The sequence below is a fragment of the Mesorhizobium sp. L103C131B0 genome, from assembly GCF_000502275.1.
Taxonomy (GTDB): domain Bacteria; phylum Pseudomonadota; class Alphaproteobacteria; order Rhizobiales; family Rhizobiaceae; genus Mesorhizobium.
The window spans coordinates 97,268-111,378 of sequence record NZ_AYXC01000006.1; the positions used below are offsets into that span (position 1 = coordinate 97,268).

General features: G+C 58.2%; 17 protein-coding genes. 5 read left to right on the forward strand and 12 right to left on the reverse strand.

Translation table 11 applies throughout. From position 1 onward, the window contains the following. The gene (gene cyoA, locus X730_RS15635) at positions 1–966 is read right to left on the reverse strand and encodes a ubiquinol oxidase subunit II (protein WP_084627195.1); all 966 of its coding nucleotides are present in this window, start codon (positions 964–966) and stop codon (positions 1–3) included. Between the two features lie 197 nt (positions 967–1,163). Further along, positions 1,164–2,054, reverse strand: a complete 891-nt coding sequence (locus X730_RS150800; RefSeq protein WP_023668030.1) for an MBL fold metallo-hydrolase — start codon at positions 2,052–2,054, stop codon at positions 1,164–1,166. A gap of 299 nt (positions 2,055–2,353) precedes the next feature. Here X730_RS150800 and X730_RS150795 point away from each other — a divergent pair, with 299 nt between their 5' ends. Continuing rightward, positions 2,354–3,511 carry a hypothetical protein gene (locus X730_RS150795; RefSeq protein WP_023691420.1) on the forward strand — a complete coding sequence of 386 codons (1,158 nt, stop codon included), beginning with the start codon at positions 2,354–2,356 and terminating at the stop codon, positions 3,509–3,511. Positions 3,512–3,580: 69 nt separating this feature from the next. Here the strand turns inward: X730_RS150795 and X730_RS150790 are convergent, their stop codons facing one another. Genes X730_RS150790 through X730_RS150780 form a run of 3 tightly spaced genes read right to left on the reverse strand, consistent with a single transcriptional unit; the run spans position 3,581 to position 6,467 of the window. Further along, positions 3,581–4,102 carry a ferritin-like domain-containing protein gene (locus tag X730_RS150790; RefSeq protein WP_023687824.1) on the reverse strand — a complete coding sequence of 174 codons (522 nt, stop codon included), beginning with the start codon at positions 4,100–4,102 and terminating at the stop codon, positions 3,581–3,583. Between the two features lie 47 nt (positions 4,103–4,149). Then, positions 4,150–5,292 (reverse strand): UDP-galactopyranose mutase, encoded by a 1,143-nt coding sequence (glf, locus tag X730_RS150785; protein WP_023668033.1) that lies wholly within the window; start codon positions 5,290–5,292, stop codon positions 4,150–4,152. Positions 5,293–5,294: 2 nt separating this feature from the next. Beyond that, positions 5,295–6,467, reverse strand: coding sequence for a glycosyltransferase (locus X730_RS150780; RefSeq protein ID WP_031196947.1), 1,173 nt, complete (start codon positions 6,465–6,467; stop codon positions 5,295–5,297). A gap of 353 nt (positions 6,468–6,820) precedes the next feature. On the opposite strand from X730_RS150780, the gene X730_RS150775 reads away from it, so the two are divergent. Beyond that, positions 6,821–7,738 carry a hypothetical protein gene (locus tag X730_RS150775; protein ID WP_023826390.1) on the forward strand — a complete coding sequence of 306 codons (918 nt, stop codon included), beginning with the start codon at positions 6,821–6,823 and terminating at the stop codon, positions 7,736–7,738. Between the two features lie 183 nt (positions 7,739–7,921). Here the strand turns inward: X730_RS150775 and X730_RS150770 are convergent, their stop codons facing one another. After that, entirely contained in the window at positions 7,922–8,098 is a 177-nt protein-coding gene (locus X730_RS150770; protein WP_155922451.1) for a hypothetical protein, read from the reverse strand. Between the two features lie 140 nt (positions 8,099–8,238). Here X730_RS150770 and X730_RS150765 point away from each other — a divergent pair, with 140 nt between their 5' ends. Together X730_RS150765 and X730_RS15590 are read left to right on the forward strand one after the other, a co-directional pair. Continuing rightward, positions 8,239–8,748, forward strand: a complete 510-nt coding sequence (locus X730_RS150765; protein WP_023700023.1) for a pyridoxamine 5'-phosphate oxidase family protein — start codon at positions 8,239–8,241, stop codon at positions 8,746–8,748. Positions 8,749–8,788: 40 nt separating this feature from the next. Further along, entirely contained in the window at positions 8,789–9,370 is a 582-nt protein-coding gene (locus tag X730_RS15590; protein ID WP_023826391.1) for a cupin, read from the forward strand. A 117-nt stretch (positions 9,371–9,487) separates the two neighbouring features. Here X730_RS15590 and X730_RS150760 read toward each other — a convergent pair whose 3' ends face one another. The 6 genes from X730_RS150760 to X730_RS150740 all read right to left on the reverse strand — a co-directional run bounded on the left by X730_RS150760 (position 9,488) and on the right by X730_RS150740 (position 12,280). Further along, the gene (locus X730_RS150760) at positions 9,488–9,784 is read right to left on the reverse strand and encodes a SemiSWEET transporter (protein ID WP_023687830.1); all 297 of its coding nucleotides are present in this window, start codon (positions 9,782–9,784) and stop codon (positions 9,488–9,490) included. 15 nt (positions 9,785–9,799) lie between these two features. Continuing rightward, on the reverse strand, positions 9,800–10,363 hold the full coding sequence (locus X730_RS150755) for a hypothetical protein (protein ID WP_032910046.1): 564 nt from the start codon (positions 10,361–10,363) through the stop codon (positions 9,800–9,802). A 116-nt stretch (positions 10,364–10,479) separates the two neighbouring features. After that, a complete protein-coding gene (gene xth / locus X730_RS150750) occupies positions 10,480–11,256 on the reverse strand; it encodes an exodeoxyribonuclease III (protein ID WP_023700027.1) in 777 nt (258 codons plus the stop codon). Between the two features lie 68 nt (positions 11,257–11,324). Next, entirely contained in the window at positions 11,325–11,537 is a 213-nt protein-coding gene (locus tag X730_RS1000000166210) for a hypothetical protein (RefSeq protein WP_245259911.1), read from the reverse strand. After that, positions 11,534–11,698, reverse strand: coding sequence for a hypothetical protein (locus X730_RS150745; RefSeq protein WP_023713350.1), 165 nt, complete (start codon positions 11,696–11,698; stop codon positions 11,534–11,536). The genes X730_RS1000000166210 and X730_RS150745 overlap by 4 nt, the downstream gene beginning before the upstream one ends. A gap of 54 nt (positions 11,699–11,752) precedes the next feature. Continuing rightward, positions 11,753–12,280, reverse strand: coding sequence for a ferritin-like domain-containing protein (locus X730_RS150740; RefSeq protein WP_023681150.1), 528 nt, complete (start codon positions 12,278–12,280; stop codon positions 11,753–11,755). A 413-nt stretch (positions 12,281–12,693) separates the two neighbouring features. Here X730_RS150740 and X730_RS150735 point away from each other — a divergent pair, with 413 nt between their 5' ends. Next, positions 12,694–14,094 carry a phospholipase D family protein gene (locus X730_RS150735; protein WP_023700029.1) on the forward strand — a complete coding sequence of 467 codons (1,401 nt, stop codon included), beginning with the start codon at positions 12,694–12,696 and terminating at the stop codon, positions 14,092–14,094. The last annotated feature ends 17 nt before the right edge of the window (positions 14,095–14,111 follow it).

Consider the following 14,111-nt stretch of genomic DNA (forward strand, 5'->3'; position numbering starts at 1 on the left):
TCATTCTGCGCCTTGTGGATGATGGGTCATCGTTGCCGCCGCCGCGGGTAATGCCCTTGGGCTCACCTGTGGCTCGCCGCTGGCTGCGCTCTCAGCAGGCCCCGGACCCGGTGGGAGCGTCTGCTGAACGACCGCTTCGAACAGCCCAGGCTGGACATGACCGAAGGAAGCCGGCGCCACATTTGTGCTTTGCCGGGCGAGTTCGCGATAGGCGTTGGCGTTGAGCACGCCGCCCCCGCCACGCAGCGATGACGCCCAGCGGGTGAAGGCATCGGCTGAAACCGCGCTCACACTGAAATTCATATCCGAGAAGCCGTCGCCGCTGAAGTGCGCCGACTGGCCGAAAAAGCTGCCCTCGCGGTCGGCCTGCAGATGCAATTCGGTCTGCATGCCGTTCATGACGTAGACCATGCTGCCAAGCTGGGGCACGAAGAACGTGTTCATCACGCTGGCCGAGGTCAACTTGAAACGCACTGGAACACCGGCGGGGATAACCAGTTGATTGACAGCGCCCACGCCCTGCTCGGGATAGAGGAACAGCCATTTCCAGTCGAGCGCCACCACCTGAATGTCGAGCGGCGGCTGGCTAGAAGGGATCGGTTTGCGCGGATCGAGCTGATACGATCCGTAGTAGATCAGACCGCCAATGAACAGGATGGTGAGCGTCGGGATCGACCAGACGATCAACTCCACGCGTCCCGAATAGGTGAACTCCGGGTTATAGCGGGCGTTGCTGTTCGAGGCGCGGAACTTCCAGGCGAATGCCAGAAGTGCAACAAGCGTGGGAACAACGATCACCAGCATCACCGCCAGCGAGTTCAAAAGGATCGTGCGATTGCCGACGCCAATTGGTCCTTGGGGATCGAGCACTCCCCCCGCGCAACCGGGCAAGAATGCGCCTCCGAGGATCCAGAGCAGTTGGCGTGTCAACTTAGGGCTGGATGGCAACAACACCGGCTCTGCAATCTCTCTTTGCGGGAACGCGTGCTAGGGGCATGCGTTCATCGGGTTTCCATCTGAGCCTCCCCATGGCGCGGAACCTCGCGGCACTTCGCAGGGTGTCGCCCCCTGAGCGAGTGCCCCAACTGTCGCCGGCCGGGTTTGTTCCGCTGGACCGAGTTACTCTGTCCGATGGTCCCGCGTTGGCCAATCCGACCATAATTTCAGAACGATGGCGGCTCGATTGGCCTAGCTATCGGCGACGCTGGCTCGCGCACGAATTTCAATTTCGGCGGGACGGCGAATACCCTGAATCGCTCAGCCAGGTTATCGAGAGCCTGCCGCATGCCCACTCCCGCAGCAGCCGCACCGTGTCCACTGATGACCATCTGGGGACCCAAGGCAGCCAGATGCTTCACGGACCTTTCCGCTGCATCCCAGTCTGGCGTGAAATAGCGCGGCGGACCGTGCATCTCGAGATCCTGAATGGCGACTTCATAGACCGACTCCTGACCGGTGGTGATGAAAGCGTCTCCTACAATGAGCGAGCGGTCTTGCTCGCGCCAGAGCGAGATATGCCCAGGGGCATGTCCGGGTGTGTGCAGCCATTGCCATCCGGGCATTCCGGGGATCGATCCATCGGCGGGCAAGGGTTGCAAACGGCTGCCAAGATCGATTGGCCCGCGTGGAAAAAGCGGTGAAAGCAGCGCCATCAGTCCACCCCCAACCCAGGGATCCGGTGGCGGATAGGATGTGGTTCCGTCCAAATAGGGGTGCTCGAGTGGATGGGCGAAGACAGGCACGTCCCAGCCATTTGCGAGTTCTAGAACCGTTCCCACATGGTCGAAATGGCCATGGGTCAGGATGATTGCAGCCGGCCGTGCGTTAACGCCGAACCGCTTTTCCGCGACCGCTAGAATGCTGCTGCGAGACGTCGGCAACCCGGTATCGATCAGCACCCAGTTCCGATCTCCGCTGCCCGGTGCGCCGAAGAACACGACATTGACGATTGCTAGCCGCAAGTAACCCAGGTCCGGTGCGATGCTCCAAGCGCCGTCGCCACGATCCTCGCGCCTGGCGTGGTCGATCTCGGAAAGTCGAATCTGAACGGTCATGTGATCCCATGCCTCTGTTGTTGCCGAGCAGCCGCTCGAGTGGATGACGGCGGCTGTACATCGCCCCGAACTTGGGACGGGCCTCCTTGTTCCTCATTTGCACGCGGCGCCCGGACAGTTCACCACCGGAACAAAGGCTCTACCAATGGGTTCGGCACTACCCGGCCACGCAAGGACGAGCTGGACTGAGCAACGAACATGGGGCGCGCCCGACTGAATTCGGTATTTCGCCAACGCGGTTCCCGGTCCGGACAAGGCGGCCGAGTTCGAAGCCGATTGCCCAAAGGAGACTTCGAAAAATGAGCGAAGTGGGACGCCAGACGGAGGCCTCGGTTCCGGAAGCTTCGCGCTTCGCCAGTTTTTTCATGGCAGGCTTTGAATGCTCCTCGCACCGGCGCAAGGACGGCGTTCGCCTCGATCTTATTCGTGCGACCTCGCATAATTTGCATGCCCTGGGCGACTACCGCGGCTGCGCCGAACTCGGCCTTCGCACCATCCGCGACGGCCTGCGTTGGCATTTGATCGAAACCGCTCCCGGAACCTATGACTGGTCAAGTTGGGCGCCAATGGTCGAGGCAGCCCGATCGGCAGGTGTTCAGGTAATCTGGGACATCTTTCACTACGGATCTCCGGACCATGTCGATCAGGGCTCGCTGCATTTCATCGACGCCTATGCCTCGTTCGCGGCAGAAGCCGTCAAGGTACACCGTTCGATCACCGGAACATCGCCTCTGTTGTGCCCCATCAACGAAATCTCGTTTTTCGCATGGGCTGTCGAGGTCGGCTATTTCCCGCGCGTGGGGCCGAACAAACGTGGATGGTTCAAGCGGCACCTCGTCAAGGCCGCCATCGCGGGTGTTCGTGCAATGCGGGAGATCGATCCCGCCTGCAGATTTGTCTGGGCCGAGCCGCTTATCCATATCGCCCCTCGTGACCGGACCCGCAGCGAACGGCGCCGGGCCGAAAACGCCCGACAGGGACAGTTCGAAGCTTACGACATGTTGCTGGGCCGCGTCGAACCTGAGTTGGGCGGGAGCGAAGATGTTGTCGATGTCGTGGGCTTGAATTTTTACCCGCACAATCAATGGTACGTAAACGGGCCGACGATTCCGATGGGACACCACGAGTACCGCGCCCTGTCGGAAATGTTGCTAGAAGTTGCTCATCGATACGGCAAGCCGATGTTCATTGCGGAGACCGGCTCCGAGGGATCCGGCGGGCCGGCTTGGCTCCATTATGTCTGCGACGAGGTGCGTTCCGCAATCAGTCTCGGAGCGCCGATCGAGGGTATTTGCCTGTACCCGATAACGGCCTACCCGGGCTGGGACAATTCGCGACATGCCGAGGTTGGTTTGTTTTCCGTCATCCAGGCTGACGGCAGGCGACACCTGCGCAAACCCACAGCAGATGAACTGGCCCGTCAGCAAGCTCTTCTCGTGGCGGACACGACGCCTTGAAGAGGCCTCAAACGAGGGAGGGGCGGGCGAGCGTCTGTTTCGAAACGCCGCCCGCGCCGGTGCGGTGCATCAGCTTTTTGCAGTCGCCCCGGCCTCGCGCAGCCTGGCATACCGCATGGTAACGTCGCTCAGATTTTCCTTGAGCCAGTTGGCCATGGCTTCCTCTTCGTTCAGGTTCTGCTTGAGGGCCCTTTCAGCATCCTGGAAGCCCCCAGCGTCGGCCAGTACCAGCAGCGAATTGTAGGCAGCAATCTCGTAGTTCTCGAATGCGAAATTCGCCAGGCTGTTCTTGATGATCTCGTCGCCGGCCATCGAATGTCCAATGGCGGCCACGCTGCCAACCATCGACAAGGCGGTGTCCTTGAGGGTGGAGTGCTCCTCGCCAAGGCCCTCCAGGACGGACTCGAGTCTCGTGATCTGGCCTTCGGTTTCCTGAATGTGCCGGCGCAAGCGATCGGCCACCTCCGGATAGTTCTCTATACGCTCGACCTGAGGCTTCATGATCGACAGCGCTTGATTTTCCATGGCGTGCGCGTTGCGCAAGCCGACGATAAATATCTCACGGCTTTCCGAGTTGAAGTTTGTATCCATCGAGTTTCTCCTTCTGATACCCGCCCGATCTTCCGTCTTGAAAGAAACTATCTTCTCGGCTCGGCCAACAACGGCTCGTCCGTGCGCGCCCAGGCCGGGAGGCTTTTTTGGATGCGCGAGAAAGTGGCCAGAGCCTGTCCGACTACCTGGTCCATGTTGTAATAGCGGTAAGTTGCAAGCCGACCGACAAACCAGACGTCTGGGCAGCTTGCCGCGAGCGCTTCATAGCGCTTGTAGAGCACTTCGTTTTCGGGCCGGGGCACGGGATAGTACGGGTCCCCGATGTCCGTGGGGTATTCGTAGGTCAGGCTGGTCCGCGAACTCTGCTGGCCGGTCAGATGTTTGTACTCGGTAATGCGCGTGTAATCTTCCGTCTGGGGATAATTGACCACGGCAACCGGCTGAAATTGCTCGCAATCCAGTGTAACGTGCTCGAAACGAAGCGAACGGTACGGAAGGTGCCCGAGCTGCCAGCCGAAATATTCATCGATCGGGCCGGTATAAACCATGCGCCTGAACGGTATCTTCTCACGAATTTCACGGAAGTCGGTCTGCAGCATGATCTTGATGTTCGGATGATCGAGCATGCGTTCGAACATCCGCGTGTACCCGCCGGCCGGCATTTTCTGGAAGCTGTCGCTGAAATAGCGGTCGTCACGGTTGGTCCTGGTCGGCACTCGTGCCGTCACGGATTTGCTCAGCTGACTGGGATCGACGCCCCATTGCTTTCTTGTGTAGCCGCGGAAGAATTTTTCATAGAGCTCGCGCCCCACGGTGCTGACGACGACGTCCTCAGCCGTTCGGACATCCTCCACCGTTTCGCGTCGCGACGCGAAGAAATCCTCCAGCTGTGCCGAGGTCAGGTCTAGCCCGTAAAGCCGGTTGATGGTGTCGAGATTGATCGGGATGGGAACCAGTTGCCCGTCCACGGCCGCCAACACCCTGTGCTCGTACGGCCGCCATTGCGTGAACTGCGAAAGGTGGTCCACGATCGTTTGGCTGTTGGTGTGGAAGATGTGCGGGCCGTAGCGATGGATGAGGATGCCGGCTTCATTGTAGCAGTCGTAGGCGTTGCCTCCCACATGGCTGCGGCGATCGATCAGCAAAACGCTTTCCTGACGCTGCGACGCTATCCGTTCGGCAAGCACACTGCCGGCGAAACCCGCGCCGACGATCAGCCAATCGAACATGGCTATGCACTCCTGCGAAGGGGCACGACCTTCTTGCGTTGGTAGGCGCGCTCAATGTGAGCTGCCATGGCATTCCATGTCCGTTCCCAGGACATGTCCGCAAGATAGGCATCGACTTGCTGCAGGAGCATCTGACGCGGTCGCGAAAGGACGGAGCGCAGCTTGATTTCCAGATCGTCACAGTCGGCGATTTCCACCAGCCCGGCAGCACCGTAACTGCGCACCACGTCGACGATTGCCGTCGAGATCACCGGCAGACCCGCCGCGAGAAATTCCGGCGTCTTGGTCGGGCTGATGAAACGCGTCGCCTCGTTGAGGGCAAACGGCATCCATCCGGCGTCCCAATGGCGCAAATAGTCGGGCAGATCGCAGTAGGCTTTCGGGCCAAGCCAATGCAGGTTTTCGGCTTGCGGCAGGCTTGCAGGGTCGATCTTGACAACCGGACCGAGCATGACGAAATGCACGTCCGGCATTGTCTTTGCCGCTAGCGCCACGAGATCGACGTCCAGCCGCTCGTCGATGACGCCGAAATATCCAACCCTCGGGGAAGGAATGCCCGCCTGGTCGGCTGGGTCCCTTCCTGGCCGTCTTGCGGTGTGAAAGTGCCTCACATCGATGCTGCTCGGAAATGGAAAGATGGCGGGATGGAGGTGACGCTTGGTCTCGAACAAGCTTAGACCACCGGTGAAAACCAGATCCGCGCGGCGCAGAAGCGCCTTTTCCATCTGGCACAGCTCGGGGGGCGCATTCCTGAACGCAGAGAGTTCGTCCATGCAGTCATAGACGCATATGTCTGGGTCGAGGAATTCCGTAAAGCGAAGAGCCATTGGGGTGTAGTACCAGGCGATCAGCCGGCTATGCGGCATAGAAGCGATGGTCTGCTGCACAAATCTCCGCTGGACGGCATCTGCTTTCGCGGCCGACGTGCCAAGCGGCAGCACTGGTGTGACAATCAGAATGTTTTCCGATGCCACGCTCGTCCGCATCAGCGGCTGCGGCAATTCTTCGAAAACGGGTTCTTCAAAGTAGACCACTCGCTGCTGAGCGGATGCGAGAGTGAGGAGATGCTGCGGACGCTGGTGAACAAAATTCCATCGTAAGTGGGAGAAGCAAACCAGTATATTTTCGCGACGAACATATTGACTGCCGGTTACCCCGCCAAAGGCCGCTTCCATTGACATACTCCCTCTGTGACACTATTTATGTTACGATTAACATTTGTTAATCGCGAATGGAGAGAACTACTTAGTTCCAGCTCCTAACTTTCGATCAGGTGAGTTGTTCCAACTGAAATGAAGAAGGCCCGGTCGCCCGCTTGGTCCACGCACGAAGCGGGATCTGGTTGCGTAGGCGAGGGCGGCTGTCGGGACCCGGCCGCCACTGAAAGCGTGGTTGAACGACGAATGCTGGTGGACAGCGGCATTGCCGTATTTGCGTTCAACTCGTTGGCTATAGAATGTGCCTAACATCAATGATTCGCCTGTATCTCTGCGCGTCTCCGACTGCCGAGGCGAATTCCGGGGCTGACATGAACATCAACTTTGAAACCAACGTTTTTCCACTGTTTCATCCGCAAAGCGTGGATGATCTCAAGGACCCGTGTCCTGTCTTCGATGGCCGTGTCTGGCACGTCTTCGGGTCAAGCGGCACGGTCACCACCGAGACGTGGAGAATCTTGCATGCCACGGCGCCCGATCTTTATGGGCCGTGGGCCGAGCATGATCCGATCGAACTTCCAATCAACGGCACTGGTGTTGCGGCTCCCGGTGTGACCCACGAGTGCGGCGTCTTCCACATGTTCATTCAGACGGAATTCATGAAGTCGGGTGGCCGTTGCGAGCATGCGGTTTCCAACGACGGGTTCCATTGGGTAGTCCTCAGTCCGGCCATTCTGGCCATCCCGGACACGGAAGAGGACGGCATTTACGATCCGCATCCAGCAGTCATTGGCGGTGGGCGCTACCTCGTTTATTCGGCTATGCCAAAATTCACCAGGGTGCCTCAGCCCGACATCTATCTGGCGCGTAGCCAGTCCGACTCGTGGTTCGGTCCGTGGAAGCGGATCGGCAAAATCCTCGACCACAACGATGTTCCCCACCATAACACCAGAGATGATCCCGACTACGAATGGGGCATTGAGGGCGCGCAACTGATCGAATTGCCGGACGGCCGGGTCCTTCTCAATGCCACGTGCTTTCTTCCGGACGGCCTTCGGGGAAACCGGCAACGGGTGTTTTTTGCCATAGCCGACGAGGTCAGCGGACCTTACGTTTCGATCGGCCCGGTGCTGGAGCCAGGTCAACCGGGCGAGAACGGCCACTCGACAGTGATGATCGATGGCAGTCAGCTTTCACTGTTCTACCAGAGCCGGGTTGCCACAACCGATCACCGATGGCGCTATGGTTTGGCCAGATGCGACGTCGCTCTCTTTTCAAAGGTCGCGTGATTCCAGGCTGCCATTAGCGCCTTGAGGCGGATCCGCGTCATGCGGCCATGGAACTCCGGAGGGTTGAAGGTGATCCGCGTCGGTGACGGTAGCAAAGTGTCATCGCGAAATGATTTCAGCCCGTTCGTCAATTGTCTCCGCGCATCGATGACACCGCCAGATGCCCGACTAATGGGCTCATAGCTATTTCTTCGGTCCCTTGACAGGGAATGTCGCGTCGCCGTCTTTTTTGCCGGAGATCACCCGCGGATCGGCGCTGGCGACGCCATCGTTTCCGCCGCCCTTGTGGTCCTTTTCCGACTGACCCTTAGCGTCCTGCTCGGGTGTCCGTCTTGATGTTCGAAGCGTCTTGTCCGCCATCATGGCCTCGCGTTTGCCATCCAAACTTCCGGCAATTTCGAAAGTTCCACCGCTTTAGCAAGCCGAAGGACCCAGTGAGTCGGAACGTCGTGGCGGGACGTGAGTTGTAAGCGAGGATATTCACCCGCAGGAGGACGCTTATGGCTAACCGCCGAGAGCAGCAGACGGACCTAACGCCCGCCGAGGCAACAGACCGCATCTGGGAACTCGCCGAGGACATCGACGTCTGCATGTTTGTGACCTGGGACGGCGAGTACAATCGAGCCCGTCCGCTATCTGCGCGTGTGGTCCGTGAAGAAAACGCCATATACTTCCTCGTCAATGACGACAGCGCCAAGAGCGAGCAACTGTCGACCTATCCAAAGGTCACATTGGCCTGGAGTGACAACAGCCACTACAAATACGTCACGATGTCAGGCCCGGCCACAGTGACAAATGATAGGGAAAAGATCACCGAACTCTGGGAGAAAACTGACGCAGCCTGGTGGGATAATGCCGATGATCCCGAGATTCGTCTGATAACGGTCAAACCCGACGAAGGCGAATTGTGGGACAGCCCGGGGCTAATCATGGCTACCGCAACGATGGTGTTTGCGGCCGTTACCGGCGCCAAGCCGAATGTGGGCGACAACGCAAAGGTCGAGCTCTGAGCGAGCGGCTAAACTAACCTCTGCTTTAGAGGCAGCGTCGATGAGCATTTTGGAAACCAGCAAGAAAGTGATCGAGAACGTCACCGGTTTCGCAAGACCGCGCAAGCAAGCTGTCGCCGGATTTGTGAGGCAGCGAAAGTCGAATGAGTTCTGGTTCAAGGATGATGGACTTGTACCCAATAATCCAGCATGGCCGCTCGTCGTTTATCGAGGCGCCGTCGAATTGCCCGAAGGACTTGATCCAGCAGCCGTCATGGAGGTGCTTTTCGATGCAAACGGATGGGGCGATAGCTGGCGAAACGGCATCTATGATTACGTTCACTATCATTCGCAAATACACGAGGTTCTGGGCATTGCCCGCGGAAATGCTGAAGTCCGGTTTGGGGGCAAGAAAGGACGAACGCTGTCGCTGAAGGCTGGCGACGTCGCGGTCCTCCCGGCAGGCCCGGGCACCAATGCCTCTCGGCATCCGATGATTTTTTGGTTGTCGGCGCGTATCCTCCGTTTGGGACTTATGACGAATGTAGGAGCAAGGATCAGCATAGCGATGCGCTCGCAACCATCCCCAAGGTGGGGCGTCCGCGCAAGGATCCTGCATATGGTAGCCAAGGTCCGCTTCTGAAAAGTTGGAAGCGCTAATGCATGTCGCTCAAAAGTGGCTCCGGTTTTGAGACGACGAGATGCATAAAACAAAGACCCAAAGCGCGCGTTTTCTGAGTCCGTTCAAACGCGACGCGCTTTAGTCGTCGGGGTCGAAAGCCTTGGCAACTGCGTCTTTCTCAGCCTGCGGCAGGACTGTCATTGTGAGAATGAAGGCTGACAGCAGGAGACAGACGCCATTCGTGATTATGATCGGCCACTCTGCCTTCATGATGCCGAAGGCCAGCCACAAGGCGAAGCCCAACACAGTGATGGCATACATCGGTGCGGAGATGCCGCTTGTCTCTCGTGTCCTGATGATTTTCCAGGCTTGCGGGGTGAAACTGCTCATCGAGCAGACGGTCGCGAGATAGCCGATGAGCGTGACTGTCTGCATTGAAGCGGCCCTGACCTACGTCGCAGATACGCGCTTGAGATCAGATACGCGGACCACGCCGTGCTGGCTGACAAAGGTCAGGGTGGAGTCCGTGCTCTGGCTCTGCGAAACACCGGATATGCGATGGTCGCCTGTGTCATAAATCTCCATCTTTCCATGATCGTCGATGACCAGGCGGCTTTGCTCAGGAAACGCTGCGTAGCGCATATTGTTTTGAGAACCAGCGGCAGATGGGCTCCCAAACTCCTCAGGCCACCATGAGCCGGCGTGGGCCATAGCTGCAGAATGATAGCTCGTGTCGTCGCGTTGTGGCTTGGCGGGATGATCGCGCAGGTAGGCCGAGAGCTCCGCCGCGATAGTGTTGAGCTTCGCCTTGAGGCTGTCATCGAACATGTCGCCGACCATCGTCATGCCGGAGGACCATTGTGACATTCCTCCGAAGTCGACGTGGCTGAACTGGGCCATGGTTCCACCACCACGCCGCAACGCCTCAAGGACAGCCATGACAGCGCCATCAGTGACGCCATGCTGGCGTGCAAGGCGCGCAATCAGTTCAGCTTCCTTTTGAGTGTTTGTCATCATTGCGTCCTTTGAATCGCTTGGCGCCGGCAGTCCTCATTGTTGGCGATAGACATGCGGCCAAATCTAATCACGAAGGAGCGCCACCAGGTCTTCAGGCTCCTTGCCGAGGAAGCTCAATCAAGTTCTATCCAGGCTGGCGCATGATCGCTCGGCTTGTCCCATGCACGCGTTTCGGCATCTACTCCGGCATTCTTCAGGCGATCCAATAGGGATGAACTCAGCAAGAGATGGTCCATCCGGAGCCCGGAACTCCGATCGTACCCGCCGCGGTAGGAGAAGTTCCAATAGGTGTAAATTCCCTTTTCTGGATGAATGCGACGGACGGCATCGATCCAGCCCTGAGCAAGCATTTCGGCGTACGCGCTCCGGCTCTCGGGGAAGTAAACGGCATCGCCAACCCAGCGCCCCGGCACCGCCGCGTCGATCGAGCCTGGAACGACGTTATAGTCGCCGCACAGGATGGTCGGTGAGCTATCGCCGAGCAGCACCTGGCCATAGGTGATCAAACGTTGGAACCAGCGAAGTTTGTAGTCGAACTTCGGCCCCGGCGCTGGATTGCCATTGGGCAAATACAGGCAGCCGACAACAAGCCCATTCACATCTGCCTCGATGTAGCGGCTGTGCGAATCGTCGGGATCGCCCGGCAGACCTCGACGACGTTCCAGCGGCTCAATCCCGCGAGCGAGGATTGCCACGCCATTGTAGGACTTCTGTCCGTGCCAGATTGCGCCATAGCCGGCGTTTCTAATCGCATCGACGGGATATTTTTCGTCAGAGGTCTTCAGTTCTTGAAGGCAGACGATGTCATAGCCGGTTTCGCCAAGCCACTTGAGAAGCACTGGCAGTCGGCCGTTGACGCCATTGACGTTGAAGGTTGCGATGCGGGTCATCTCGACGATTTAACGTCTTTGCGCCGCTTCGATGCGACATAGGGTCGGTAGCCAAATCTTGCCTTTTGTCATCGTCCATCTGCATTTTTGCTCGAAGCATTGGTGCTTTGACCGGAAGCAGCGGATGTCTTTGCATCTTTGGAATGCGCGGCAATCGCCGGACCCGCGCCGGTAGCTTTACGCATATCGCCGCTCCCCTTGCCGTCAGTCGATTTCTTGCTCAACAGTCCTGAGAAATATTTTCCAAAGAAGCCCATCCGACTCTCCATCTTGGCGCTCATTCGGCGCCTTTGCGGGCCCTGAACTCATCTCTGCGCTGTTCTCGCAACTGCCGAGGATCGCTGCGCGAACCACCAAGGGCGCGGCGCCTGACCAGCGCGGCCGAACACTCAAGCAGGAAACATTCCAGTCCTTTGTAGATATGCGTGATCATGTCCTTCATCTCCCGGGACCGCCTCGGCACATAGGTCGCCGAGGCGGTTGGGTAGGCGATCAATCAAGCCGCTTTCCGTTCTGCCGCTCGTTCGTTGACGCCGGCTTCACCGAGGGCAGTCAGCGCCTCGTCGGTGGCCTTCTCCTCCTCAAGTGTCGCATTGAGGAGCGCAACCACGTCGTCCTTGCCGAGCGTCGTAGCCCAGGCAATCAGGGTTCCATACCTGGCAATCTCATAGTGCTCCACGGCTTGCGCGGCACCGACGAGCCCTGCATCGAGCGAAGTCGAACCCTTGTACTCCTGAAGGATTTCAGATCCTTCCTCCAGGATGCCGTCGATCGCCGGGCAGGTTTTGCCGCGCGCGGCCGCGCCGAGAATCTCGAAGACCTCCTCCAGACGTTCGACCTGCCCCTCGGTTTCAGCGAGGTGCTTCTCGAATGCTGCCGAAACTTGCTCTTCGGATGCGCCTTTGGCCATCTTCGGCAAGGCTTTCAGAATTTTCTTCTCGGCATAGTAGATGTCTTTGAGGCCATCGAGGAAAAGGTCCTCCAGGTCCTTGTTGTTGCCATTGGCTTTCTTGGCAGTGGGCATTGTGCCGTCTCCTCTGTTGAAAATTGCCCGTCGCGAGCATTTTCTTAACTCGGAAACCCGAACCCGGTTCCGGGATAATGGAGATATCTAAATTTAAAGGGTCCTGCGCTTCACTGAGAACAACGACCACGTCATTCTCGTCGAAGAGCCGCGGCGGGGCGCACGCCATCGGGCTCCCGCCAACGGTCGTGCGGTCTGACTGCAGGAGACGCAAGTTCCGCGGCGGCAGCAGAGCAGTCGGGGCAACGCCTCTCAAGCCTCCTGACCGCTCTGCAGCCGCTTGATTGCTGGCCCTGCTTGCATCCAGCAATTGGGTGATTGGACAATGCGTATGCAACCAGAATACCTCAGAATGGTTCTAGCTATGATTTGAGCGGGATGGCAGCGAGCACCGTCCAAAGGTGGCAATTTTTATGGACGTATCACTTTCGCGAACCGCAGACGACAACATCAAAACCGGCAAGAGCGGCTTGCTGCTTGTCTCGGACAATTATGACGCTTTCGCTGTGCGCGTGCTGGCGGCAAGGAGCGCTGAGCGCAGCCTCGACCTGATGTATTACCTTTGGCATGATGACCACACCGGCCGCTTGCTGCTTCGCGAGGTTTTTCGAGCTGCTGAGCGCGGTGTTCGGGTGCGCATGCTCCTTGACGACGTCAATCCGCGTAAAAATGATGCGGCATATCTGGCGCTGAACAACCATCCAAACATCGAATTGAAGTTGTTCAATCCGAGCGGTATCAGGCGCGGCCGGATCATGCGTGGTGTGGAAGTGCTGTTGCGGCTCTTTGCATTGACGCGACGGATGCACAACAAGGCTTGGATCGTTGACGACAAATTTGCCATTGTCGGCGGTCGGAATGTTGGCGATGCCTATTTCGATGCGGCAGAAACCAATTTCCGGGACCTCGATCTGCTGCTCCTGGGGCCTGCGGTACGGCAAACCGCGGCGATATTCGATGCCTTCTGGGCTTGCAATGAAGCCAAGCCAATCAAAACCTTGGGATCAGTGGCTGAGCATGAGCATGCCAAATGGCTTGAAGGAAGCGATACCGGCCCCGATCCCAAATTCTTGAACGGCATCGGCAACCGGGGCTCGATCACGGAGTTTATTGCGGCCAGCAACGACGTTCATTGGGTGGATGGCGTGCGGGTCATTTCCGATCCGCCGGAGAAGGTTCGTGGTTGGAGACGTCGCAGCTGGCTTATGAAAGAGCTGCGTCCGATCATCCAATCCACGCGCGGGTGTCTGGAAATTGTGTCGCCCTATTTCATCCCCGGCAAAAGGGGCACAGCGATCTTGCTGGACCTTGTCGGCGCCGGTGTTGACGTTTCGGTTCTGACCAATTCCCTGGCCGCCACGGATGTCGCCGCAGTCCATGGCGCTTACGCAAATTATCGCAAGCGGCTGCTGAGGAATGGCGTCAATATTTTCGAGCTTCAGCCGTTCAACCGGCGCTCCGCAATCTCGGTGTTTGGCTCGAAGGGCGCCAGTCTGCATACGAAAGCTTTCACCGTCGACGACAATATCGGCTTCGTCGGTTCCTTCAATTTCGATCCACGGTCAGTGTCCTTGAACTCGGAAATGGGCGTGCTGTTTGAGGATCCGAAATTGGTCGCCGAGCTGCGGCATCGATTCCAATCGGAAATATCTCCGGAAACAAGCTATCGGCTCGAACTGAAGCACAATGTTCTGCATTGGCATGGATGCGGCGAAGGCAAGATTCAGGACTATACGCATGAACCAGAAGCCGGATTTTTTCGCCGTATCCTGGCGGTCTTCGTCCGTCACCTCCCGATCGAATCTCAGCTCTAGCATCTGATGATGGCCGA